20 protein-coding genes are annotated in these 24846 nt (G+C 72.3%); 5 read left to right on the top strand and 15 right to left on the bottom strand.

The features are described from left to right. Positions 1 to 43 precede the first annotated feature (43 nt). From ACH4D3_RS00450 to ACH4D3_RS00440, 3 genes are all read left to right on the top strand, one after another. Entirely contained in the window at positions 44 to 988 is a 945-nt protein-coding gene (locus ACH4D3_RS00450; RefSeq protein ID WP_398314827.1) for a sucrase ferredoxin, read from the top strand. A gap of 85 nt (positions 989 to 1073) precedes the next feature. Next, positions 1074 to 2744, top strand: a complete 1671-nt coding sequence (locus ACH4D3_RS00445) for an ATP-binding protein (protein WP_398314825.1) — start codon at positions 1074 to 1076, stop codon at positions 2742 to 2744. Next, positions 2741 to 3421, top strand: a complete 681-nt coding sequence (locus tag ACH4D3_RS00440; RefSeq protein ID WP_398314823.1) for a response regulator — start codon at positions 2741 to 2743, stop codon at positions 3419 to 3421. Before ACH4D3_RS00445 ends, ACH4D3_RS00440 begins: the two co-directional genes overlap by 4 nt. A gap of 37 nt (positions 3422 to 3458) precedes the next feature. Here ACH4D3_RS00440 and ACH4D3_RS00435 read toward each other — a convergent pair whose 3' ends face one another. The 6 genes from ACH4D3_RS00435 to ACH4D3_RS00410 form a co-directional block, all read right to left on the bottom strand. Further along, positions 3459 to 5051, bottom strand: a complete 1593-nt coding sequence (locus ACH4D3_RS00435; protein WP_398314821.1) for a cation acetate symporter — start codon at positions 5049 to 5051, stop codon at positions 3459 to 3461. Continuing rightward, positions 5048 to 5626 carry a DUF485 domain-containing protein gene (locus tag ACH4D3_RS00430; RefSeq protein WP_398314819.1) on the bottom strand — a complete coding sequence of 193 codons (579 nt, stop codon included), beginning with the start codon at positions 5624 to 5626 and terminating at the stop codon, positions 5048 to 5050. The genes ACH4D3_RS00435 and ACH4D3_RS00430 overlap by 4 nt, the downstream gene beginning before the upstream one ends. 69 nt (positions 5627 to 5695) lie before the next feature. Continuing rightward, entirely contained in the window at positions 5696 to 6385 is a 690-nt protein-coding gene (locus ACH4D3_RS00425) for a response regulator (RefSeq protein WP_398314817.1), read from the bottom strand. Beyond that, positions 6382 to 7536 (bottom strand): sensor histidine kinase, encoded by a 1155-nt coding sequence (locus ACH4D3_RS00420; protein WP_398314815.1) that lies wholly within the window; start codon positions 7534 to 7536, stop codon positions 6382 to 6384. Before ACH4D3_RS00420 ends, ACH4D3_RS00425 begins: the two co-directional genes overlap by 4 nt. Beyond that, positions 7533 to 8057, bottom strand: a complete 525-nt coding sequence (locus ACH4D3_RS00415) for a DUF1453 domain-containing protein (protein ID WP_398314813.1) — start codon at positions 8055 to 8057, stop codon at positions 7533 to 7535. Before ACH4D3_RS00415 ends, ACH4D3_RS00420 begins: the two co-directional genes overlap by 4 nt. 219 nt (positions 8058 to 8276) lie before the next feature. Next, entirely contained in the window at positions 8277 to 10400 is a 2124-nt protein-coding gene (locus tag ACH4D3_RS00410) for a type IIA DNA topoisomerase subunit B (RefSeq protein WP_391908874.1), read from the bottom strand. A gap of 440 nt (positions 10401 to 10840) precedes the next feature. On the opposite strand from ACH4D3_RS00410, the gene ACH4D3_RS00405 reads away from it, so the two are divergent. After that, positions 10841 to 11071 (top strand): hypothetical protein, encoded by a 231-nt coding sequence (locus tag ACH4D3_RS00405; protein WP_007445070.1) that lies wholly within the window; start codon positions 10841 to 10843, stop codon positions 11069 to 11071. A 111-nt stretch (positions 11072 to 11182) separates the two neighbouring features. Here ACH4D3_RS00405 and ACH4D3_RS00400 read toward each other — a convergent pair whose 3' ends face one another. From ACH4D3_RS00400 to ACH4D3_RS00370, 7 genes are all read right to left on the bottom strand, one after another. Next, positions 11183 to 12040 carry a S1 family peptidase gene (locus ACH4D3_RS00400; RefSeq protein ID WP_398314811.1) on the bottom strand — a complete coding sequence of 286 codons (858 nt, stop codon included), beginning with the start codon at positions 12038 to 12040 and terminating at the stop codon, positions 11183 to 11185. 165 nt (positions 12041 to 12205) lie between these two features. Next, positions 12206 to 13741, bottom strand: a complete 1536-nt coding sequence (locus ACH4D3_RS00395) for an RNA polymerase sigma factor (protein ID WP_385360155.1) — start codon at positions 13739 to 13741, stop codon at positions 12206 to 12208. A 429-nt stretch (positions 13742 to 14170) separates the two neighbouring features. Then, a complete protein-coding gene (whiH, locus tag ACH4D3_RS00390; RefSeq protein ID WP_398314808.1) occupies positions 14171 to 15058 on the bottom strand; it encodes a sporulation transcriptional regulator WhiH in 888 nt (295 codons plus the stop codon). A 164-nt stretch (positions 15059 to 15222) separates the two neighbouring features. Continuing rightward, positions 15223 to 17325 (bottom strand): ATP-binding cassette domain-containing protein, encoded by a 2103-nt coding sequence (locus ACH4D3_RS00385; RefSeq protein WP_398314806.1) that lies wholly within the window; start codon positions 17323 to 17325, stop codon positions 15223 to 15225. A 55-nt stretch (positions 17326 to 17380) separates the two neighbouring features. Next, the gene (locus ACH4D3_RS00380) at positions 17381 to 18139 is read right to left on the bottom strand and encodes an NUDIX domain-containing protein (protein ID WP_398314804.1); all 759 of its coding nucleotides are present in this window, start codon (positions 18137 to 18139) and stop codon (positions 17381 to 17383) included. A gap of 131 nt (positions 18140 to 18270) precedes the next feature. After that, a complete protein-coding gene (locus tag ACH4D3_RS00375; RefSeq protein ID WP_398314802.1) occupies positions 18271 to 19863 on the bottom strand; it encodes a DUF4192 domain-containing protein in 1593 nt (530 codons plus the stop codon). Between the two features lie 95 nt (positions 19864 to 19958). Next, positions 19959 to 22118 (bottom strand): DEAD/DEAH box helicase, encoded by a 2160-nt coding sequence (locus tag ACH4D3_RS00370; protein WP_398314800.1) that lies wholly within the window; start codon positions 22116 to 22118, stop codon positions 19959 to 19961. Positions 22119 to 22405: 287 nt separating this feature from the next. On the opposite strand from ACH4D3_RS00370, the gene ACH4D3_RS00365 reads away from it, so the two are divergent. Continuing rightward, complete coding sequence (locus tag ACH4D3_RS00365; RefSeq protein ID WP_398314798.1) at positions 22406 to 23020, top strand: hypothetical protein; 615 nt, start codon at positions 22406 to 22408, stop codon at positions 23018 to 23020. A gap of 359 nt (positions 23021 to 23379) precedes the next feature. Here ACH4D3_RS00365 and ACH4D3_RS00360 read toward each other — a convergent pair whose 3' ends face one another. Then, the gene (locus ACH4D3_RS00360) at positions 23380 to 24018 is read right to left on the bottom strand and encodes a hypothetical protein (protein ID WP_398314796.1); all 639 of its coding nucleotides are present in this window, start codon (positions 24016 to 24018) and stop codon (positions 23380 to 23382) included. Positions 24019 to 24086: 68 nt separating this feature from the next. Next, complete coding sequence (locus tag ACH4D3_RS00355; protein ID WP_356862382.1) at positions 24087 to 24788, bottom strand: ribonuclease HII; 702 nt, start codon at positions 24786 to 24788, stop codon at positions 24087 to 24089. Between the last annotated feature and the right edge of the window lie 58 nt (positions 24789 to 24846).

Genomic DNA, 24846 nt, shown 5'->3' with positions numbered 1-24846 from the left:
GGCTGGAAGCCGCCGGGGGCGAAGTCAGGTTAGGCTCACCTCTGTGAGTACGTGCTCAACCGTCTCCCGGGACCTCGACGAGCCCGTTTCGGGCACCGCACCCGTCGCGAGGACCTGGTTGCTGCTCGAACAGCCCGGCCCGTGGGGCGCCAAGGCGCTCACTTCGAGCCACCTGGACCCCGCGCTGGGGCGTGCCCTCGACGCGGCGGCCAAGGGGACGGGCGTGCGCATCGCGCTCGTGCGGCGTCCCGGGCGCCACGCGGACCGGGGCACGACCGCCGCACGCAGGGTGTACGCGGCCCACACCGTGCCGGGAAACGTATGGCTGCACGGCACCACGGTCACAGATCCCCGTCGCCTGCTCGGCCTCGATTTCGCGGCGCTCGGCCGGGGCGACCACCGCGCCTTCGACTCGGTGCTGGACGGCCGCCCCCACGCGGGCGATCCGCTCGCCCTCGTCTGCACCAACGGCAGGCGCGACCGGTGCTGCGCTCTCCTCGGCAGGCCCCTGGCGGCCGAACTCGCCGCCTCCGGAGCCGACGGCGTCTGGGAAGTCACCCACCTGGGCGGGCACCGCTTCTCGCCGACCGTGCTCGTGCTGCCCCACGGATACGTCTACGGCCGGGTCCAGGCCCACACCGTCAAGGAGATCCTGCACGGCGCACGGGAGGACCGGATCGTCATCGAGGGCTGCCGCGGGAACTCCGCGTGGGACCGCCCCGGCCAGGCGGCCGAGCTGGCCCTGCGATCGGCCCTCGGCGAGGACACGGCCCAGGCACTGACCGTCGTACGCACGGACGGCGCCGCACCGCGCTGGGAGGTGACCCTGGCGCACCGCGACGGCCGGCACTGGCGGGTCACCGTCGTACAAGGGGCGTCCGGGCCGCCGCGACCGGAGAGCTGCGCGGCGTCGGTACTGGGCTCGCCGGCGCGGATGGAGGTCACGGCGGTGCGCGCCCTGCCGGTGACGGCGGCGCTGGCGAGCTGACCCCGCGGGCGATGCACGCCCCTGGCGGGAGATACGCGCCACACCCCGCTACGGCATGCCACCGGCCCCACGTACCGTCATGGCCATGAGCTCCACTCCCCCCGTCCGCCGACTGCGCCTGGGCCTGCCGCGGCGGGTGTTCTCACAGGTGCTGCTGATGCAGCTGGCGATCGCCGCGGGCGTCGCGGTACTCGCGACCGGGCTGTTCCTGGCGCCGCTCGGGGACCAGCTGGACGACCAGGCGATGCGCCGGGCGCTGGCGATCGCGCAGACCACCGCGCAGCAGCCGCAGGTCGTGCGGGACCTGCGGACCACCCGGCCGACGGCGAACGGCCCGGTGCAGCGGGAGGCGGAGCGGGTCCGGGAGGCCACCAGGGCGGAGTACGTGGTCGTGATGGACCGGCAGGGCGTGCGCTGGTCGCACACCGACCCGGAACGCATCGGCGAGGTCGTCTCGACCGACCCGGGGCAGGCCCTGGCCGGGCGCGAGGTCATGGAGATCGACGACGGCACCCTGGGCCGCTCCGCCCGCGGGAAGGTGCCCCTGCGCGACGGCGACGGCGAGATCGTCGGGGCGGTCTCGGTGGGCATCGCCTACGACAGCGTCCGGGCGCGGCTGATCCACGCCATTCCCGGCCTGTTCGCGTACGCCGGCGGCGCACTGGCCGTCGGCGCCCTGGCCTCCTGGATCATCTCGCGCCGGGTGCAGCGGCAGACCCGGGACCTGGCCTTCTCCGACATCGCGGGGCTGCTGGCCGAACGGGAGGCCATGCTGCACGGCATCCGGGAGGGCGTCGTCGCCCTCGACCGGGGCGGCCGCGTGCGGCTGCTCAACGACGAGGCGCAGCGCCTGCTCGGCATCGGCGGCGAGGCCGTCGGCCGCTCCCCCGACGAGGCGCTCGGCGCGGGACGCACGGCCGACGTGCTGACCGGCCGGGTGACCGGCACCGACCTGCTGACCGTGCGCGGCCGGCGGGTCCTGGTCGCCAACCGGATGCCCACCGACGACGGCGGCGCCGTGGCCACCCTGCGTGACCGCACCGAGCTGGACCAGCTCGGCCGGGAGCTGGACTCCACGCGCGGCCTGATCGACGCGCTGCGCGCCCAGGACCACGAACACGCCAACCGCATGCACACCCTGCTGGGCCTGCTCGAACTGGAGATGTACGACGACGCCGTGGAGTTCGTCGGCGAGGTGGTCGGCGACCACCGGGTCACCGCGGAGCAGATCACCGAGCGGATCCATGACCCGCTGCTCGCCGCCCTCCTGGTCGGCAAGGCCACCGTCGCGGCCGAACGCGGAGTCGCCCTGTGGGTCTCGGACCGGACCCGGTTGCCGGACCGCCTGGTCGATCCGCGGGGGCTCGTGACGATCGTCGGCAACCTGGTGGACAACGCGCTCGACGCCGCCGCGGGGACGGCGCACGCGCGCGTGGAGGTCGAACTGCGGGCCGAGGGGCGGGCCGCCACGCTCACGGTGCGCGACACGGGGCCCGGGATCGCGGCCGACCACCGTGAGCTGGTGTTCGCCGCGGGCTGGTCCACCAAGGAGCCGCCCACCCACCGCGAGCGTGGCATCGGACTGCCGCTGGTGCGCCGCCTGGCCGAGCGGCAGGGCGGCAGCGCGACCGTCGGGGAGGCGTACGGCGGGGGCGCGGAGTTCGTCGTCGTCCTTCCGGAGGCGCTGACCGAGGCGGCCCCGGAACCCGCCCTCGCCGCCCCTGTGACCACCGCTGCCGAGGAGGAGTCCCGATGATCGAGGTCCTGGTCGTGGACGACGACACGCGCGTCGCGCGCGTCAACGCCGCGTACGTCGAGAAGGTGCCGGGCTTCCACGTCGCCGGTGAGGCGCACAGCGCGCTGGAGGCGCTGGACGCGGTGGAGCGGCTGCCCCGCCTGGACCTGATCCTGCTGGACCACTACCTGCCCGACCGGACCGGTCTGGAGGTCGTCCAGGAGATGCGGCGACGGGGACGCCAGACCGACGTGATCATGGTGACGGCCGCCCGGGACGTGTCGACCGTGCAGGCGGCGATGCGTCAGGGGGCGCTCCAGTACCTGGTGAAACCGTTCGCCTTCGCCGGTCTGCGCGGCAAGCTGGCGGCGTACGCCGAACTGCGCCGCACCCTCGACGGGGGCGGTGAGGCGGAGCAGGCCGAGGTCGACCGGATCTTCGGCGCCCTGTCGGCACCCTCCGAACCCGGGCTGCCCAAGGGCCACTCCCCCACCACCGCCGAGCTGGTACGCCAGTGCCTGCTGAAGGCCGACGGACCGCTCTCCGCCCAGGAGATCGCCGAGCGGACCGGCGTGAGCCGCCAGACCGCGCAGCGCTATCTGAAGCTCCTGGAACGCACCGGACGGGCCGTACTGACCCTCAAGTACGGTGAGGCGGGCCGCCCCGAGCACCGTTACGCGTGGGCGACCCGCACCTGAGACGACCGCCGGCCACCGGGAGCCGCCGGCGCCGTCCCTACACGGCCCCCGCCCCGGTCAGCGACCGCACCTCGGTCTCGGCGTGCCTGGCCTCGTCCGGGACCTCCCGGGAGGTCACCGTGCCCAGCCAGCCGGCGACGAAGCCGAGCGGGATCGAGACGAGGCCCGGGTTCTGCAACGGGAAGCACTGGAAGTCCAGGTCCGGGAAGAGCGACTGCGGGCTGCCGGAGACCACCGGGGACAGCAGCACGAGCAGCACGGACGGCACCAGACCGCCGTAGACCGCCCAGACCGCGCCGCGCGTGGTGAAGCCGCGCCAGAACAGCGAGTAGAGCAGCACCGGCAGGTTGGCGGAGGCGGCCACGGCGAAGGCGAGGCCCACCAGGAACGCGACGTTGAGGTCGCGGGCGAGCAGGCCGAGCCCGATCGCGACGGCGCCGATGCCGACGGCGGCGACCCGCGCCACGGCGACCTCGCTGCGCGGCTTGGAGTTGCGGCGCCGCAAGGACGCGTACAGGTCGTGGGCCACGGACGCCGAGGACGCCAGGGTGATGCCGGCCACCACCGCGAGGATGGTGGCGAACGCGACGGCGGCGACGACGGCGAACAGGACCGTCCCGCCGGTGGACTGCGCGCCGCCGCCCAGATCGAGGGCGAGCAGCGGCACCGCCGTGTTCCCGGCGGCGTTGGACGCGCGCACGGCGTCCGGCCCGACCAGGGCGGCGGCACCGAATCCCAGCACGATCGTCATCAGGTAGAAGCCGCCGATGAGACCGATCGACCAGACCACCGACCGCCTCGCCGCCCGCGCGGTGGGCACGGTGTAGAAGCGGGACAGGATGTGCGGCAGCCCGGCCGTACCCAGGACCAGGGCGAGTCCCAGGCTGATGAAGTCGAAGCGGGAGACCCAGTCCCCGCCGTAGGCCAGGCCGGGCGCGAGGAACGCCTCACCGTGGCCACTGCGCTCGGCCGCCGTGCGCAGCAGCCGGTCGACGTCGCCGTGGAAGCGCACCAGGACGAGCGTGGTCAGCGCCACGGTGCCGCCGAGCAGCAGGACCGCCTTCACGATCTGGATCCAGGTGGTGGCGCGCATCCCGCCCAGCGACACGTAGATCACCATGAGGGCGCCGACACCGATGACGGTCCATGTCCGCGCCGCCTCGCTCGTCCCGCCCAGCAGCAGCGCGACCAGGCTGCCCGCGCCCACCATCTGTGCCACCAGGTACAGGACGGAGACGGTGACCGAGGAGGTCCCCGCCGCGATGCGCACCGGCCGCTCCCTCATCCGGGCGGCCACGACGTCGGCGAGGGTGAACCGTCCGCAGTTGCGGACCAGTTCGGCGACGAGGAACAGGACCACGAGCCAGGCCACCAGGAATCCCACCGAGTAGAGCATGCCGTCGTACCCGTTGAGCGCGATGAGCCCCGAGATACCGAGGAAGGATGCGGCCGACATGTAGTCGCCGGAGATGGCAAAACCATTCTCCATCGGGGAGAAGAGGCGCCCGCCGGCGTAGAACTCCTCGGCGGATCCCTGCCGGTGGCGGCCCACCCAGGTGGTGATCCCGAGGGTGACGGCGACGAACGTGCTGAACAGCAGCAGGGCCAGCGTCTGGTGATCGCCCGTCACGACGCATCGCCTCGCACTCCGCGCGTCAGCTCCTGGGTGTCCCAGCGCAGTTCGAGCGCGGCCCGGTCCCTGCGCAGCCGGGCGTGGCGGGCGTAGGCCCAGGTGAGCAGGAACGTGGTCAGGAACTGCCCGAGTCCCGCGACCATCGCCACGTTCACCGCACCGGCCACCGGTCGGGCCATCAGGGCGGGCGCCGACGTGGCGGCCACCACGTAGGCGAGGTACCAGAGGAAGAAGCCGGTGACCGCCGGCACCACGAACCTCCGGTACCGGCTGCGGACCTCCTGGAAGGCCGCGCTGCGCTGGACCTCCAGGTACACGTCGGCGGCGGCCCGGTGCGGCTCCGCCGGGGCGTCCCGACGCATCGGTGGCACCGCCGGCTCGGGGGCCGCGGGACCGGCCGCCTCGCCCCAGCCGGAGGCGAGGGCGTCGTACCACGGGTCGTCGTACCGCGGGCCGTCGTACCGCGCCCCCCGGGCCGTCTCGACGTAGGCCCTGCCCGGCACGGCGCGGTGGTCGGCCGCGCTTTCCGGACCGCCCCCGGCGCCGCGGGGCGGATCGTTGCTTGACTGCATGCCCAAGGATGGACAGAACGGGAAGATCCCCGACTCTTCTTCCCCACGCGTTTCACCCCATCAGGTGATTCATCCCGTTGGTGGCCGCACCAGCCCCTTCCCATAGGCGTAACGCACCGCCTGTGCACGGTCCTTGAGGCCCGTCTTGGCGAACAGGTTGTTGATGTGGGTCTTCACCGTGGCCGTGGAGACCTGCAGTCTGCTCGCGATCTGGTGGTTGCTGAGCCCCTCTGCGATGAGTACCAGCACCTCGGTCTCCCGGGTGGTGAGCCCGTCCGGGGGCTCGGGGGGTCCGGTCGGCCGGGGCTCGGACTCGGACTCGGACAGGCGCTCCAGCAGGCGTCGTTGGATGCTCGGCGCAAGTCCCGCGTCCCCGGACAGGACGCTGTGCACCGCCCGGACGATCTCGTCGCCGCCCGCGTCCTTGGTGAGATAGCCACGCGCCCCCGCGTGCAACGCCGGGAACAGCGACTCGTCGTCCGCGTACGTCGTCAGCACGACGACCTGCGTACCGGGGTACTCGGACCGGATCCGGCGGGTGGCCTCCACCCCGTCGCACCTGGGCATGCGCAGGTCCATGAGCACCACGTCCGGAGCGAGTTCGGCGACGAGCCGGACCGCCTCCTCGCCGTCACCGGCGGCGCCCACCACATCCACGCCGGGCAGGAGTCCGAGCAGCATCACGATCCCCTCGCGCACCACGGTCTGGTCGTCCGCGACCACCACCCGCGCGGGCCTCTTTCCGGGCTCCTCACTCATACGGGCACCTTCAGCGTCACCACGAACCCCTCCTCGCCCGGCCCTGCCCGCAGCGAACCGCCCAGCAGCTCGGCACGCTCCCGCATGCCCAGCAGACCGTACCCACCTCCGGAGCCGGTGTCTTCGCCGGGCGGGCCTCCCGAATCCCGCACGTCCAGCACCACTTCGTGGGCGGCGTAGTCCAGCCGCACCCGCACGCCGGCGCCGGGGGCGTGCCTGCGGGCGTTCGTCAGCGCCTCCTGGGCCACCCTGCGCACGGCCTGAGACGCCTCGGCCGACAGCGGTCTGCGTTCGCCCGTAATGGTGACCTTCGCCGTGCCGCCTGCCGTCTCGACGAGCTGGGCCAGGAAGTTCTCCAGCGGCGTCAGGTCGCCGCGCAGCGCGGACAGCGCCTGTCGGGTCTCGGCGAGTCCGTCGCGGGCCATCCCCCGCGCCGCCACCACCCGGTCCAGGATCTGCTGCCGGTCCGCGTCCCGCTCGATGAGCAGTCGGGCCGCCTCCAGGTGCACCATCTGCGCCGAGAGGCTGTGCGCCAGCACGTCGTGGATCTCCCGGGCGATACGGGCCCGCTCCGCGAGTGCCGCGGTCTCCGCCTCGGCCGTCCGGGCGGCCCGCTCCTGGGTCAGCAGCCGCTGCGCGCTCCCCCGTGCCTCGGCGTCCAGTCGCAGGACGTATCCGGCCAGCGCCAGGCCGCCGGCCGTCGCCGCCGTGGTCAGCCACGCGTCGTCGCTGACCGCGGCGTAGGAGGCCAGCGCGACCGAGGCCACGGGCAGCGCGGCCGCGATGGGCAGTCGTTCCAGGGCCACGACGGCGCAGCCGCACCAGATGACCAGTGCGGGGACACCGAAGCCGACGGAACGGGCGGCCACCGCGATCGCGAGCAGGACGACCACGAGTGCCAGGGACGGCCACAGCCGGTGCGCGAGCGTGGTCCGGAAGAAGGCCCATGCCGCGCACACGGCGGCCACGAGGCCGACGGCCGCCGCGGCCGATCCCCACCCGTGCAGGCGACTGCTGGTGAACGCACCCCACAGCAGCGTCCCGGACACCACCAGGCGCACCGCCCCGGTGAGCAGGCGGCGGGGCCGGGAGACGCTCTCGGGCAGGAGTGCCTCCCTGGAAGGCCACCTCGTCCAGATGTTCTCCGTCACGCGGGCTCCTTCCAGGTGGGCCGGGGCACGGCGTCACGGTACGCGGGACCAGGTGCTCCGGCCGGGCGTGGGTCCTGAACGCGCCAGGCCAGGACGCCGGACCGGACCAGCAGGGTGACCGCCAGGGCGAACAGCAGGGCGGAGCCGTCCTGTCGCACTCCCAGGACCGCACCGATCCCGTAGAGGCCGGCGCGCAGCGCGATTCCGCCGCCCCACACGGCGACGCTCGCCCTGGTGCCCCTGCTCCACACCGCCCCGTCGGCCTCGACCCATATCCGGGTGGTCCGGGCCCACCCGGCGCCGGTGAGCAGACCGACGATCACCTCGGCGGCGAACAGCAGCAGAGCGGCCGTGTGGTGGTGGGCGTCGAGCATGCCCGGTTCGCGCAGCGCGACGATGCCCAGCACCACGGGCAGCACCCACTGGCGTCGGCCGGTGTCGATCCGGCTCGCGCGGAACTGCCGGGTGATCACCAGGCCCGCCACCGCCGTGATGACCAACGCGTCGACGAGCCCGGACATCGTGCCTCCGTGAGCGGAAGAAGGGTGATGCCGGCGGAGTCCCGCCGACGCCTTCGACGTTACGGAAAGTACGAGGTCACGGGATCGGAGTCCGGGTGGATCATGGGTGGAGCTCTGCCTGGTGCGGCACTCCACCCAGAGGTGGAGAGGACGACGGACCGCAGCCGCCGGACCGGGCCCGGTTCACGCTCCCGGGCCCGGTCCGGCGGCCGAGCCGCCTCACGCGTCGATGCGCGACCGGTCCAGCGTCGCCGCCGAGCTGGAGATGAACTCCTTGCGGGGTGCGACGTCGTTGCCCATCAGCAGGTCGAAGACCTGCTCGGCGGAGTCCAGGTCGGTCAGGTTGATCCGGCGCAGGGTCCGGCGGCGCGGGTCCATGGTGGTCTCCGCCAGCTGGTCGGCGTCCATCTCACCGAGGCCCTTGTAGCGCTGGATGGAGTCCTTGTACCGGATGTTCTTGCTCTGGAACTCCATGAGCTTGTCGCGCAGCTCGCGGTCCGAGTACGTGTAGACGTACTTGTCCTGGCCCTTCTTCGGCTGGACCAGCTCGATGCGGTGCAGCGGCGGCACCGCGGCGAACACCCGGCCGGCCTCGACCATGGGCCGCATGTAGCGGTGGAAGAGGGTCAGCAGCAGGGTCCGGATGTGGGAGCCGTCCACATCGGCGTCGGTCATCATGATGATCTTGCCGTAGCGGGCCGCGTCGATGTCGAAGGTACGGCCCGACCCGGCTCCTATGACCTGGATGATCGCCCCGCACTCGGCGTTCTTCAGCATGTCCGTCACGGACGACTTCTGGACGTTGAGGATCTTGCCCCGGATCGGCAGCAGCGCCTGGAACTCGGAGTTGCGGGCGAGCTTGGCGGTGCCCAGCGCGGAGTCGCCCTCGACGATGAACAGCTCGCTGCGGTCGACGTCGTCGCTGCGGCAGTCGGCGAGCTTCGCGGGCAGCGACGACGACTCCAGGGCCGTCTTGCGGCGCTGGGCGTCCTTGTGCTGGCGCGCCGCGATACGGGTGCGGGCCGCGGCGACGGCCTTCTCCATGACCACCCGGGCCTGCTGGGCCGCGTCACGCTTGGTCGAGGTGAGGAACGCCTTCAGTTCCCTGCTGATCACGCTGTTCACGATCCGGCGGGCCGCCGAGGTGCCGAGGACCTCCTTGGTCTGGCCCTCGAACTGCGGCTCGGCGAGGCGGACGGTGACGACCGCGGTCAGCCCTTCCAGGGCGTCGTCCTTGACGATGTCGTCCTCGGCGACGCGCAGCATCTTCTTGGTGCGCAGCACCTCGTTCATCGTCTTGGCCACGGCCTGCTCGAAGCCGGCGACGTGCGTGCCGCCCTTGGGCGTGGCGATGATGTTGACGAATGATCTGACCGTGGTGTCGTAACCGGTGCCCCAGCGCAGTGCGACGTCGACACCGAGGTCGCGGGTGACCTCGCTGGGCGTCATCTGACCGTCCTCGTCCAGGACTGGGACGGTCTCCTTGAAGCTGCCCTGCCCGCTGAAGCGCAGGACGTCGCAGACGGGCCGGTCGGCGGCCAGGAACTCGCAGAACTCGCTGATGCCCCCGTCGAAGCGGAAGGACTCCTCGCCCTTGCTGCCGCCGTCGCCGAGACCGAACTCGTCGCGGACGACGATCGTCAGTCCGGGCACCAGGAACGCGGTCTGGCGGGCCCGCTGGTGCAGGGTGTCCAGGGAGAGCTTCGCGTCCTTGAGGAAGATCTGGCGGTCCGCCCAGTACCGCACGCGCGTGCCCCTGCGGCTCTTGGGCACCTTCTTCACCTTGCGCAGCCCGCTCCCGGCCTCGAACTTCGCGTCCGGTCCGGCCTTCGCGAACGTCCCCGGGACCCCGCGCCGGAAGCTGATGGCGTGGGTGTGCCCGCCGAGGTCGACCTCGATGTCCAGGCGGGCGGACAGGGCGTTCACCACGGAGGCGCCGACACCGTGCAGACCGCCGGAGGCGGCGTAGGCGCCACCGCCAAACTTGCCGCCGGCGTGCAGCTTGGTCATGACGACCTCGACGCCGGACAGGCCGGTCTTGGGCTCGACGTCGACCGGGATGCCCCGGCCGTTGTCCCGGACCTCCACCGAGGCGTCGTCGTGGAGGATCACTTCGATGTGGTCGCAGTAACCACCCAGGGCCTCGTCGACGGAGTTGTCGATGATCTCCCACAGGCAGTGCATCAGGCCACGGCTGTCGGTCGATCCGATGTACATGCCCGGACGCTTGCGCACGGCCTCGAGCCCCTCGAGGACGAGCAGGTGCCGCGCGGTGTAGTTGGATCCGTCCCGGTCTGCTCCTGCCAGCAGCGCAGTGGACGGCACGGATGTCTCGGCGGTCACGCGGTTCGCTCCTCGCTGAATTTCAGATGGGGCCCCGCTGGGTAAGGGCGCGGCTCTGTTCACCGGTCAGAGGGTACCGAGGCCTGGTAGAGCCGTTGTAACGCCACCCTCGTCTCGCACTCACCCTAGTCCAGTGTCGCATGCCTGTTCGATCCCTCGATGGGGTGAAGTACACATCACGTTCCCTTCGACGCATGAACCATTTAGGCTCCGGGCACGTCCTCATGAACAAACCGGCAACCCAGCCGGCGGGACCGACACTGACCGACTGCGCGAACCCGTACGACACAAAGACACGCACTACGGCACATTCGCCGCCAATCGGCAACAGCCGGCCCCTCGGAAAGTTTTTTCGAGGAAAAGCCACGAGCGGGAACGTTTTGGGGCTGGTTGGATGTTGACCCTGGTACGACAGCTCGTCGAGCTAGAGAAGAGGCGACGTGACTACTGTTCTGACTTCCGCAAGCCCGCTGACGGCCGCCGATCGCTGCGACCGCTGCGGCGCCCAGGCATACCTGCGCGTCGTCCTGCTGAGCGGCGGAGAACTGCTCTTCTGCGCCCACCACGGTCGCAAGTTCGAGCCGGAACTCAAGAAGATCGCCGCTGAGATACAGGACGAGACGGAGCGGCTGACGGCCGTTCCGGCATCTTCCGCCGAGGAAGAGCGCTGACTCAACGCGCCCGACGACGAGCCGAATCGGCACAGGCCGGTGAACGGGCGGCCGCCTCCGGACCCCGGAGGCGGCCGCCCGTGCTCGTACCCGGAAGGCTCTCAGCGGCCCTCAGACGCCACCGCGCTGCTGCGCGGCCGTGCCGTCCCAGCCCAGCGTCCGCAGTATCGAGGAGACGCGCGTGTACACCCCGGGACTGCCCGGGCGCCCGCAGCCACTCCCCCAGGACACGAGACCGATGAGCCTGCCCCGACCGACCAGCGGTCCGCCGCTGTCCCCCTGACAGGCGTCACGGCCCCCGGCCTCCTCCCCGGCACAGAGCATGGTGCTCGGGAGGTAGTGGCCGTCGTCGTTGCCCGGATACGCCCGCTCGCAGGACGCGTCGGGAAGTACGCGCACCCGGGACGCGTGCAGGCCGTTCGCGTAGTCTCCGGCGCCCGTGGTGTCCCCCCAGCCGTAGACGAGGGCCCCGGTGTCCGGGGTGTACGCGGGGTCGCCTTCCGCCGCCATCCCTATGACCGAGCCGGCGGGCAGGGCTTCGGAAAGCGTGAGCACCGCGAAGTCGCCGGCGTTGCTGCCGTCGTCGTGCGCCGGATTCACCCACACGGAGCGGACGGGGATCTCCTGGCCCCGGTCCGACAGCAGGTCGGTACGGCCCGCGATGATCCTCAGGTCGTCCACCTGTTCCGGCGGCGACCCGAGAACCTGCTCCCCCAGGCAGTGGGCCGCCGTGAGCACGGTGGTCCGGCCGACGGCCACTCCGCCGCAGAACTGTCCCGCCCGCGTACCCCCGAACCGGTCACGACTGGACAGGGCGACGGTCCACGGACTGTCGGACACCTCGACCGGAAAACCTCCGACGACGATGCTGTCGGCGGCCGCGGGGGTGGCGGACCCCAGCGGTATCGCGGTCGCCGCGGCCGCCAGCACCAGCGGCCGGGCCAGTGTCCGGGCAAAGAGACGACGCATGCGGGCTCCTCACTCCTAGGTGGTCATGGGACACCCAGAGTGATCCAGTACGCCGTGCCGCGCACCCGCTGCCCAACGCGAAGGCCCGGTTCCGCACCTGGCGGGACCGGGCCTTCGTCGCTCGTACGTCCGCTCGTACTGCCTGTCCGTACTGCCTGCTACGACCTAGTCGAGGTAGTCGCGCAGCACCTGCGAGCGCGAGGGGTGACGCAGCTTGGACATGGTCTTCGACTCGATCTGGCGGATGCGCTCACGCGTGACGCCGTACACCTTGCCGATCTCGTCGAGGGTCTTCGGCTGACCGTCGGTGAGTCCGAAGCGCATGGAGACGACGCCCGCCTCGCGCTCCGACAGGGTGTCGAGAACGGAGTGCAGCTGCTCCTGCAGGAGTGTGAAGCTGACCGCGTCGGCCGGGACGACCGCCTCGGAGTCCTCGATGAGGTCACCGAACTCGCTGTCGCCGTCCTCGCCCAGCGGCGTGTGCAGCGAGATGGGCTCGCGACCGTACTTCTGGACCTCGATGACCTTCTCCGGGGTCATGTCGAGCTCCTTGGCCAGCTCCTCCGGGGTGGGCTCGCGGCCCAGGTCCTGGAGCATCTGGCGCTGCACGCGCGCGAGCTTGTTGATGACCTCGACCATGTGCACCGGGATACGGATGGTGCGGGCCTGGTCGGCCATCGCGCGGGTGATCGCCTGGCGGATCCACCAGGTGGCGTACGTGGAGAACTTGTAGCCCTTGGTGTAGTCGAACTTCTCCACGGCGCGGATCAGACCGAGGTTGCCCTCCTGGATGAGGTCCAGGAAGAGCATGCCGCGGCCGGTGTAGCGCTTGGCCAGCGAGACCACCAGACGGAGGTTGGCCTCCAGCAGGTGGTTCTTGGCGCGGCGGCCGTCCTCGGCGATGATCTCCAGCTCGCGCTTGAGCTTGGGCGCCAGCTTGTCGGAGTTCGCCAGCTTGTCCTCGGCGAACAGACCGGCCTCGATGCGCTTGGCGAGCTCGACCTCCTGCTCGGCGTTGAGCAGGGGGACCTTGCCGATCTGCTTGAGGTAGTCCTTGACCGGGTCGGCGGTGGCACCGGCCGCGGCGACCTGCTGGGCCGGGGCGTCGTCCTCGTCCTCGTCGGACAGTACGAAGCCCGCGTTCTCGGTGCCCTCGGGCTCCTCCGTCGCGGCCTTCGGCTCCTCGGTCGCCTCGTCCTCGAGAAGCTCGCCGTCTTCCTTCTTGGCGGTGGTCTTCTTGGCCGCCGTCTTCTTGGCGGTCGTCTTCTTCGCCGTCGCCTTCTTGGCGGTCGTCTTCTTGGCCGCCGCCTTCTTGGCGGGCGCCTCTTCCTCGACGGCGGCGGGCTCGGTCGCGGGTGCCGCCGGGGCGGCGGGAGCGGCCGCCTTCCTGCTGGTCACCGGCTTGGCCGCGACCGCCTTCGTGGCGGTGCGCTTGGCGGGACTCTTCGCTGCGACGCTCTTTCGGGTGCGCTTGGGCTCTGCGGCACTGACCATCAGCGTCACACCCTCTTCCTCGAGGATCTGGTTGAGGCTGCGCAGTACGTTCTTCCACTGAGTGGCCGGAATCTGGTCAGCTTCGAAGGCCCGACGCACGTCATCGCCGGCGATCTGCCCCTCAGCCTTTCCCCGCTCAATGAGCGCCATGACAGAGACGGACTCGGCGATCTCCGGCGGGAGCGTACGGGATGTGCTGGCCGACACGAACAACCTCTCGGAACGTTGAAAAACGGCTTCCGGCCCCGTCCACGGCGGACAGGGGCCGACCACCGGCTTGGGAATGGGCCGACGGTGCGGGCGGGCCGGGGAGATGCACAGCGCCGTGAACGGCGTCCGTATTCCCTCCGCGGCTGTCACCTCTTAGGTCATCGTGTTGTTCCCAAGAGCGTTACGCCCAATCCGCGTGGCCCGAGTCACACCCCGTAAGCGATCAAAGTTGATCAAATGCGGATAAACAAGGTCATCAACTCGTACCTTCCGACCGCACGGGGAAGGCTCAGCCTGCTCATCACACCTTCGGACCCCGTGGAAACCGCGAGCGGCTCCGCGGGGCCCGAAGGTGACGGCGATGGCCGGCCACAGCCACAGGAGGGGTTTGGCGTGCCCGGACCGCGCCGTTGTGGCGGAAGGCGGTCAGTGCTCGCGAGGGGCGGGCACCACGCGTTCCACCTCGGGGTGAACGGTCAGAAGTTGGCGCATGGCCGCCTCGGCCGCCGCACCGTCCCCGGTGGCGAGGGCGTCGACGATCCTGCCGTGCTGGGCGAGCGACACGTCGTTCGGCCGGTCACAGCCCGTGACCGGACCGCCGGAGACGTGGAGGGCGGCAGAGACGATCCCGGAGAGGTGGTCCAGCATCCGGTTGCCCGCGATCTGGATGAGCAGGGTGTGGAACTCGGCATCCGCGCGCGAGAAGGTGAGCGCGTCACCCTGCCCCATGGCGTGGCCCATGATCCCGACCATGTCGGACAGCCTCTGCTGGACGTCCTCGCGCCCGTGCCCGGCGGCCAGGCGCGCGGCGAGCGGCTCGATCGTCCAGCGCAGCTCGCTCAGCTCGCGGCGCTGGTCGTCACGCTGCGGGCCGAAGGCGCGCCATTCGATGATGTCCGGATCCAGGAGGTTCCAGTCACTGACGGGGCGCACCCGGGTGCCGACATTGGGGCGGGCGCTGACCAGCCCCTTGGCCTCCAGCACGCGAAGGGACTCGCGCACCACGGTGCGGGAGACCTCGAAACGCTGCCCGATCTCCTCCGGCACCAGCGGGCGGTCGGCACCCAGGTCGCCGGAAACGATCATCTGGCCCAGCTGCTGGACGAGTTGTCCGTGCAGTCCGCGGCCACGGTTGCCCGCGGTACGCCGGCCCACGCGCCCCAGCTCGGGCTCCACCCCTTCCCAGGAGGGCACCCCGACACGGTCGACGGCGGGCGTCTCCGCGTACGGGTAGCGGTCGAGTTCGCCCGGGTTCGCGAGGCCGGAGTCGGCGGAACGGGCGGCGGTCATCATGGTGTGCGCAAGGGTACTCACGCATCCTTTGTCGGCGCCGACCTCAACTCCCTTGAGGTCTTTGGTGAAAAGCACACGAAAGGGTGATCGCTCACCCCGTCGCAATTGACGCCTTATCGGAAAGAAATGGGCTTTCCCCGGGGAGTTGCGCACACGGTCGGAACGGAAGGGTGGGACAGGGGTCGTCAAACCCTGCTGCGCAAGGTCATGAGCAGATAGGCGCAGAGCAGCGCGGTCAGGGACAACGCCATTGCGCCGCCCACCGGTTGGGCGATCAGACGCAGCACCTCCGCCACGTACCGCTCGCCTCCGAACGGCCACTGGGTCAGCAGGACCTCGCGCACCCGCATCGGCAGTCCGGCGGCCGTCCGCACGGAGGGGCCCTCCCAGACCTTCTGTACGAGCGGTACGACGGCGACCGGAACGGCGACCACCGCCGCCAGCCCGGCGGTGGTGGACCGGAAGACGCCCGCGGCGAGCACTCCGGACCAGGCGCACCCGACGACGAGTCCGAGCCAACCCGCACTCAGGGCGGGCCAGTCGGCGGGGGCCTGGGCGAGCTCCGGCCCGTAGAAGAGGCGGAGCACCTCGGCGTCGCAGCCCACCGTCAGCGCGGCCAGCAGCAGTGCGGTGGCCGCGGAGACGAGGAGTTTGGCGGTCAGCAGTCCCATGCGGCGTGGCACGGTACCGCGGTCCGCCGCCAGGGCGGGGTGGCGGAACTCGTCGCCGAAGGCGAGGGCGCCGAGCAGCCCGGCGCCGAGTGCGGCGGGCGGCAGCGGGAGCTCGCGCGGCCAGGCGGCCAGGAGTCGCGGCTGCGGGATGTGTCCCACCCGGGCCAGGACCACGGCGATGACGGCGGACACGAGGAGCACGACCGCACCGGTGACGAACCCGGTACGGATGCCCACCGCGCGGCGGAGTTCGTAGCGCAGCGGACGAAGCGGGCTGGGGGCGGAGCGGACGGAGATCGGCGGCGGCAGCGTGGCGGCCGCTTCCCGGCTCCGCGCGCCGCCCGGGGCGAGGGCACGGAACGGGCGCGGGGTGCGGAGCGGAGCGGCATCGACCGCGGAGGGACTGGGAGCAGGGCCGGAGGGACTGGGAACGGATGTGGAAGGACCGGGTGCGGGTTCGGAGGGGCTGGGAGCGGCTTCGGGGTGGTCGCCGGGGACGGGGGCCTGGCGGGGGCCGGGAGTTCGGTTCGGAACGGTCCCCGATGCGGGGCCGTCCGGGTCTCCGTGCCCGACAGCGCGCCCGTCTCCGAGGGTGTCGCCGTCCGTGGCGGGCGACGGGAGGAGCGCGCCGGGCGTCTCGGGGCCCGGCCTCACCGCGCTCGGCGCGCCTGTGCCCGGCGCCCGATCGCCGTCCGTCTCCCGTGGCTCCTGCTGCCGGGCTGCGGGGACCACACCGGCTCCGGGGCCCATGTCACCGACCTCGTCGGCCAGTTGGTGCACGAGGATGCCGTGCCGGAAGGCCGCCTCACCGATGTCGGCGCACGTACTGCCGTACACCGCCAGACGGTTGCCGCCCTCGCGCACCACCTCGACGGAACGGCGTGCCGCGCGCGCCTCCTTGGTCACCAGGGCCGCGAGCCGGGCGGCGTGCGGGCTGCGTACCGCGACGCGGGGGCGCAGCCGGGTACGGGCGAACTCCGCCGCCTCCTGGTCGGCGACGACTCTGCCCCGCTCGAGCGTGACGACGTGGTCGGCGCTGCGTGCGGCCTCCTTGGGATCCGCCGTGCTGAACAGGACCGTGCCGCCCTGTGCGGCATGCGCGCGCAGTACTCCGTGCAGTCGTCGGGCGTCGTGGGCGGAGAGTGCGCCGGCGGGATCGTCGAAGAGCAGGGTGTGCGGGTCGGGGACCAGTGCGCAGGCCAGTCCGAGGCGCCGGTCCATGCCCCGGGAGAGGGAGCCGACGCGTTCGTCGCGCAGGCCCAGGAGACCGACCGACTCCAGGACCTCGTCGGCCCTGCGGACGGGAACGCCGGCGGCGGCGCACAGCATGCGGAGATGGCCGCGCACCGTACGGGCGGGGTGTCCCGGAACGTCCCCCAGCAGCACGCCGACCTCGCGTGCGGGGTGGGCGATGCGGTGCAGGGGGCGGCCTCTGAAGTAGGTGAGGCCACGGCCCCGCTGAAGGTCGAGCATGAGTCTGAGTGCCGTCGTCTTGCCGGCGCCCGATGCTCCGAGCAGCGCGGTGACGCGGCCCGCACGCGCCTCGAACGAGACGTCGTCGACGGCGGGCGGAAGCTCCTTGCGGGGGTTGCTGGTCAGTCCGAAGGCCTGGATCACCCGTAGCAAGATAGCGTGTGATATCCGGTTTTTCGGGCATCGCACGGGCCCGGCGTCACACCTCGGGACGAAGCATCGGCGGGTTGAGGAGGGTCGCGCCGCCCGCGCGGAAGAGCTGGGCGGGACGGCCGCCCTGGCGGGTGGTCGTGCCGCCGGTGGGGACGAGGAAGCCCGGGGTGCCCGTCACCTTGCGGTGGAAGTTGCGGGGGTCGAGCGCCACGCTCCACACCGCCTCGTAGACACGGCGCAGCTCCCCCACGGTGAACTCGGGCGGGCAGAAGGCGGTGGCCAGGGAGGAATACTCGATCTTGGAGCGGGCTCGCTCCACGCCGTCCGCCAGGATCTGGGCGTGGTCGAAGGCGAGCGGCGCCACCGCCTCGTCGGCACGGCCGTAGCCGCTCTGTTCCAGCAGTTCCTCGACCGGTGCCCAGCGGGCGTTGCTGGCGTCGCCGCCCGCTCGCGGCGCGGGCAGGTCGGGGGCGAGCGCGAGGTGGGCGACGCTGACCACCCGCATGCGGGGATCGCGCTCGGGGTCACCGTACGTCGCGAGCTGCTCCAGGTGGGCGCCGTTGTCCTGGGGCGGTGCGGCAGGGTCGTGGACGCACAGCCCGGTCTCCTCGGCCAGCTCCCGCGCCGCCGCCTGCGCCAGGTCCTCGCCGTCCCGTACGAACCCGCCGGGCAGGGCCCAACGGCCCTGGAACGGCGGCTCACCCCGGCGCACCGCCAGCGCGCACAGTGAGTGGCGACGCACGGTCAGCACGACCAGGTCCACAGTGACGGCGAAGGGCGGAAAAGCTGACGGGTCGTAGGGCATGCGGCGATCATAGTCGTCTGCCTGACGATAAACACTCCCTTCGCCAACCGCTTCGCCGCTGATCCACTTCCTCCCGACCTGGGCCTCCCCACCCGGCGGCCCCGGGTACGTCCGGGCCTCGGCCATCCGCCTCAGGGGCGCTCCCTGTCCCCGAGGCTCCCGCTCTCTCCCGTGCCCGCACCCTCCGGGCGGGCGTCCTCCCGGCCGGTGACCGGCGTCGCCGGAGCCTGGGAGCGGGTCCGGCGCGTGCGCGGGACGCCGGGGTGGCCGGCCCCGGGGGCGGTGCGGGGAGGGGCGGTGCGGGGAGGGGTGGTGCGGGGAGGCGTGGTCTCGGTCCCGGGCCGGTGACCCCCTGCCCTCGTCCGGCGTCGTACGCCGGAGGGCAAGGCGGGGGAAGGCCCGCGGCGCCGACGGCGGGGCGGCGCGGCGGACGAGGGCCGGGGCGGTTCCCCTCCCCCTTCCACGGCTGCACCGCCGCGCCCGTCGTCGGCCGCGGTGGTGTCTCCCTTGCCTTGGCCGCCTTCCCTGTCCTCGCGCAGGCAGCGGCGGATCGACTCGGGGTCGAGGCCCTCGTTGCACGCCTGGTGCAGGAGCCGGGCGAAGAGGTAGTCGGGGTCCGCGCCGAGGGCCATGGCCAGTGCCTCCCGCGCCTCCAGTTCGTCACCGGTGGACCAGGCGACCCAGCCCGCGAGGGTGAGGGGCGCGGCCGCGTGTTCGCCGTACGGCCCGACGCAGCGTCGGGCCAGGGCCCGCCAGAGGCGCATCGCGGGTGCCGCCTCGGCGCCCTCCATCCAGGCGGCGGCACGGTCACGCGTCGTACGGTCCTGGAGCCCCAGGATCAGTGCCGCCGCCTCGTCGTGCCCGAGCAGTTGATCGTCCCGCACGTCCTCGGCCTGCGCGCCGGACACGGGCGGAGCCCCGGCGAGGCGCCGCATGATCCGCTGCGCCGTCTCCAGCGTCTCCGCGGCCACCTCGGCCCGGCCCCCGGCGTCAAGGATCCTGGCGACCAGCGTCGTGGCGGCCGCATCGAGGGCGGCCGTCTGCTCGGCCGCCGTCGCGTGCTCCCCCGGGAGCATCCTGGCGCGCAGCTCGGTGAGCGAGCCGCGCACCTGGATCCCGGCGTAGGTGGCCGCCGCGGCCAGCACCGACGTACCCGGCAGTCCCACGGGGAGGCCGTCGGCAGGGCAGCAGGCCTCTTCGTCGCAGCAGTAGGACCAGAAGCGCCCGTCCGAGATGCACAGGGCTTCGACGACGGGAATGTCGAGGGCACCGCACTCGACACGGAGCTTCTGGGCCAGCGGCCGCAGTCGCTCCATCACCTCCCGGCCGGTCTCGCCCGGGCGAGGTTCCTGGCAGAGGTAGGCGACCATCTGCTCGGGCCGCACCCCCCGGCGCTCGCTCCCGGTCACCAGCCCGTGAACCAGTTGTCCGGCCGCGCCCGCCCAGTCGTCCGGGCTCGCCGGGATACCGAGCCGCGCGCGGCCGCCGAACCGGCCCCGACCGTCCCTGTCGCGCAGGGCCGCCAGGACGATGCTGTCTTCGGGGCGGTACCCGAGCAGGTACGGCAAGGCGTCCGCGAGTTCGGCGGGGGTGCGCAGGGTGACCTGGTGTTCGTCTGCGGGGCTCTCGGGCGTGGCGGCGTCCGCCCGCTCCCGCCCCCGTTCGGCGGCTCGCGAGATGTCGCCGTTCTCGGAGGATCCAGTCGTTTCGCTGTGGTTCGTCATGACTGGACCATCTCGCGGATCGGAAAACTCCGCTTTGCCCTGTGGACAACTATCGGCAGGGACACGTCACGACCGCGTCCGAGGGCCGGAACCCCTTATCCGGCCAGAGCAAGGACGAGCGGGAGCACCTCGTCGGCACCGGCCTGACGCAGCAGGCGTGCGCCCACGGCCAGTGTCCAGCCCGAGTCGGTGAAGTCGTCGACGAGCAGGACCGGACCGTCCGTGGCGGCCAGCGCCGCGGCCAGCTCGGCGGGCACGGTGAACGACTCGGCCAGGGCACGCAGTCGCTGGGCGGAGTTGCTGCGGTGGGCGCCGTACTCGTCGGCGTGGGGGGTGTGGGCGAGGCTGCCCAGCAGCGGGAGCCTGCCGACCCGCGCCACTCCCTCGGCCAGTGAGGCGACCAGCTGGGGGCGGGTGCGGGAGGGCACGGCGACGACGCCCACGGGCCTCGCCACCGCGTCGGGAGAGCCGGTGGCCCAGCCACCCGGTGAGCGGGCCCAGTCGGCCAGCACCGTCACGACGGCCCGCAGCACGTCGTCCGGGACCGGACCGTCCGCGGCCTGCGCCGACAGGAGCGGTCGCAGTCGGTTGCCCCAGCCGATGTCCGACAGCCTTCCCAGTGCCCGCCCGGTGAGGGCCTGCCGGCCCGCGGGGATGCGGCCCTTGAGGTCCATGCCCACCGCGGCGAGGCCGGTCGGCCACATCTTGCGCGGCTCGACCTCCACGCCCGGACGGTCCAGCTCGCCCGTCGCCGCCGCGAGGGCCTCGGCGGAGACGGCGGGGTCGAGCCAGGGGCCGGCACAGGTGTCGCAGCGACCGCACGGGGCCGCCTTCTCGTCGTCCAGCTGCCGCTGCAGGAATTCCATCCGGCACCGCGTGGTGGACACGTAGTCCCGCATGGCCTGCTGCTCCGCCTGCCGCTGCCGGGCCACCCAGGCGTACCGGTCCGCGTCGTACGCCCACGCTTGTCCCGTGGCGGCCCAGCCGCCCTTCACCCGCTTGACCGCGCCGTCCACGTCCAGGACCTTGAGCATGGTCTCCAGCCGCGATCGGCGAAGGTCCACCAGCGGTTCGAGCGCCGGGAGCGACATGGGCCGCCCCGCCTCCTCCAGCACCGCCAGCGTGCGCCGGACCTGCTCCTCCGGCGGGAAGCCCACCGAGGCGAAGTACGCCCAGATCGCCTCGTCCTCCCGCCCGGGCAGCAGCAGGACGTCCGCATGGTCCACGCCACGCCCGGCACGTCCCACCTGCTGGTAATAGGCGATGGGGGACGAGGGCGACCCCACATGAACGACGAAGCCCAGGTCGGGCTTGTCGAAGCCCATGCCCAGCGCCGACGTCGCCACGAGTGCCTTCACCCGGTTCGCCAGCAGATCCTCCTCCGCCTGCAACCGGTCGGCGTTCTCCGTCTTCCCGGTGTAGGAGGCCACCGGATATCCGCGCTGCCGCAGGAACGCCGCGACCTCCTCCGCCGCAGCCACCGTCAGGGTGTAGATGATTCCGGAACCGGGCAGCTCCCCCAGCTGCTCCCCCAGCCACGCCAGCCGGTGCGCCGCGTCCGGCAGCACGAGCACGCCCAGCCGGAGGCTCTCCCGGTCGAGCGGCCCGCGCAGAACCAGAGCGTCCCCGCCGCCGGTGCCCAGCTGGTCCGCCACGTCGGCCGTGACCCGCGCGTTGGCGGTCGCCGTGGTGGCCAGCACCGGAACCCCGGCCGGCAGCTCGACCAGCATCGTGCGCAGCCTGCGGTAGTCGGGGCGGAAGTCGTGGCCCCAGTCGGAGATGCAGTGCGCCTCGTCCACCACGAGCAGGCCGGTCGTGGCCGCGAGCTTCGGCAGTACTTGATCGCGGAAGTCCACGGAGTTCAGGCGCTCCGGGCTCACCAGGAGGACGTCCGTCTCACCCCGCTCGACCTCCCCGTAGATCGCTTCCCAGTCCTCCGGGTTCGCCGAGTTGATCGTGCGCGCCCGGATCCCCGCCCGCGCGGCAGCCTCGACCTGGTTCCGCATCAGCGCCAGCAGGGGCGAGATGATCACCGTGGGTCCGGCGCCACGGCGGCGCAGCAGGGCGGTGGCGACGAAGTACACGGCCGACTTGCCCCAGCCGGTGCGCTGCACCACCAGGGCCCGCCGGTGCTCCTCCACCAGGGCCGCCACCGCCTGCCACTGATCCTCCCGCAGCCGTGCCGAGCCCTCACGGTCGCCGACGAGCTCGGCGAGGACGGCGTCCGCTTCGGTCCGGAGTTCCACGTGGTCCATGCCCCCATGCAACCCGATGGCACTGACAATCGGCGAATCCGGAACGGGCCGTGGCGTGTGCCGTGCCCCATGCGTCGCCGGGTGACACTCCGGGTAGGGATATAGAACGCACATCAGCCGATATGGGTCCTCGGTCTCAATTGCTCGTTGCCGCATCCAAGTTCGACAGGAAGAATTGAAGTCCGCTCCCCGCACGGCCCTCCGTGCCCCGGCAGGGCTTCGCTGCGGTGCGCGCTCCCCGAATCCGACCCTGCCCGCAGTGTGGGCGCGTAGCCGAAGGGAGGAACGTGACCTTCGGATTCGCTCCGTCCTCGGCGGCCTCGTTTTCGTCGTCCGCCGTTTCCGCCACTCGCATGCTCGAACCGGCGGAGTGGGCCGCCGCCGGCATCCCGCTGCTGCGCAATCCCCGCGAGGTCGTCACCGGGCTGCACTCACGGCACCGTCCCGAACCGGCGACGGCGGTCGTGGCCGTGCTCGACCCGGACGAACGGCTGCGCGCCAGTGCCTCGTTCACCAGCCGCCGCTCGGCCGCCGACGGCTGGATGTTCCGCAACGCGCTGCTCTCCCAGCTGCGCCGTGTCATCCCGCACGACCTGCGGCGCCGCACTCCGGTGCGCACCGCCGTGCTGCTCTACTGCCGTGAGGGCGACGGGCGCTGGACCCAGGAGGACGGCGCGTGGATGTGGGGGCTGCGGGACGCGTGCACACTGCACGGGCTGCGCTGCGGCGCGTACATCACGCTGACCCGGGACGGCTGGCAGGTCCTCGGCGAGGGCCGCGGCGGGCGCCGGCCCAACGCGGCGTCGGCGCCGGAGCCCTTCGCCACGGCGGAGTCGCCGCCCCCGCCGCCACGCACCGGTGGTGTCGCCTCGGACGTGCTGCGCCGCGCCGCGGCCCGCTGAGCACCGCGGACGGGGGCATACTCGGCGAGGCCACCACGAAAGAGGCCACGCCGGAGGCCACGACGGGACGGCAGCCCGCGCCGTCGCACCCCTCGCCCGTGACCCGACCGGTACGAGACCCGTCGGCGCCGACCGCACCGACCGCTCAGGGCGTCCGGCGGTGTCCGTACGGCGTCCGAATCCCGACGACCGGCACGGGCACCGGCAGGTGCGGCGGCAGGCGCACTGCTGCCCGCGTCGGACCCGGTCCTGTCGGGCACCGGAGGGCACCCGGGCAGGCCTGAGCCCCCACCGTGCCGGGGGCTCAGGCCGGCGCCCCCTGTGTCACACCGGCGTCCGCCGTGCTCGGCGGAGCGGTCTCAGACGCCCGCGCCCAGCACCGAGTTGATCCGCTGCGGATCACCGCAGACGATCAGCAGGGCACCGGCCCGGGAGTGGGCCACGGTCAGGGCGGTGACAGCGGCGGCCTCGGGGCCGCCGTTGATCGCGACCACGACCACCGCCCGCGACGCGGCACGGTCGGCGACGGCGGCGTCGGTGTAGAAGACGTCGTCGCCCGCGTCGTGCTGCGCCCAGTAGGCGGCATCGCCGAAGGACAGTTCGTGGGCCGCCCACGGGTGGAGTTCGCCGGTGGTGATCACCAGCACGTCACCGGGGGTACGACCCGAGTCCAGCAGCAGGTCCACGGCCTCTTCGGCGGCGTCGAGCGCGCCGTCGGGCGTGGCCGGGATCAACTGGATCTGCGGGGCCGCCGAGGTGACTTCCGGGGTGGCCGGGGCGGCCGGACCCGAAGGTCCGGGTTTGGCGGCCGTGTCGCGCGATGCGCGTTGCGCCGGCGGTGCCGGCCGCACCGGGCCGGGACGGCCGGGGCGCGGCGGAGCCGCGGGACGGGGGCCGGGTACGGGGCGGGGGGTCGGCGCGGTGCGGCCACTGGCCGGAGTGGCGCGGGGACCCTGGGCCTTCTCGTGAATCTGAGGCTCCTCGGGAATGAGAGGCATGAGCTGATATTTATCAAACGTTGGTGCGGCTCGCGTCGGCGGGTGGCACATACCTGCGAGCGGAACCGTCAGAAATCGAATCCGAGCTGACCCTCGATTTCCGGAACGCTTCCCTCCACCCAACTGCGGACCTTCTTGAGGTGCCGCCACTGGGGCAGCGCATCAAGATACGCCCACGACAACCGGTGGTGCGGGGTGGGGCCCCGCTCCTCCAGTGCGGCCTTGTGCACGGGCGACGGATACCCGGCGTTGTCCGCAAAACCGAAGTCTGCATGGTCGACACCCAGTTCGGCCATCATTTTGTCGCGCTGGACCTTGGCGAGCACCGAGGCCGCCGCGACGGCGACGCAGGACTGATCGCCCTTGATCACCGTGCGAACCCGCCAAGGGGCCCCGAGATAGTCGTGCTTGCCGTCGAGGATGACGGCGTCGGGGCGGACGGGCAGGGTCTCCAGGGCCCGCACCGCCGCCAGTCGCAGCGCGGCGGTCATCCCCAGCGCGTCGATCTCCTCCGGAGAGGCGTGGCCCAGGGCGTAGGACGTGACCCAGGTCCGCAACTCCACCTCGAGTTCGGTGCGTCGCTTGATGGTGAGCAGCTTGGAGTCGGTCAGACCGACCGGGGGTCGGCGCAGTCCGGTGATCGCGGCGCAGACGGTGACCGGACCGGCCCACGCACCGCGCCCCACCTCGTCGACACCGGCAATGATCTTCGCTCCGGTCGTGGCGCGAAGGGAGCGCTCGACGGTGTGAGTAGGTGGTTCGTACGGCATGGCGCCCCTAGCGTACGCCGCCGCGATCGCCGGGCGACACCCCGGTCGCCCAAAACGG

Origin of the sequence: Streptomyces sp. NPDC018026 (genome assembly GCF_044327745.1) — a bacterium.
In the GTDB taxonomy this organism is placed as follows: Bacteria; Actinomycetota; Actinomycetes; order Streptomycetales; family Streptomycetaceae; genus Streptomyces; species Streptomyces rubrogriseus.
This window is presented reverse-complemented; position numbering and strand designations above follow the sequence as displayed.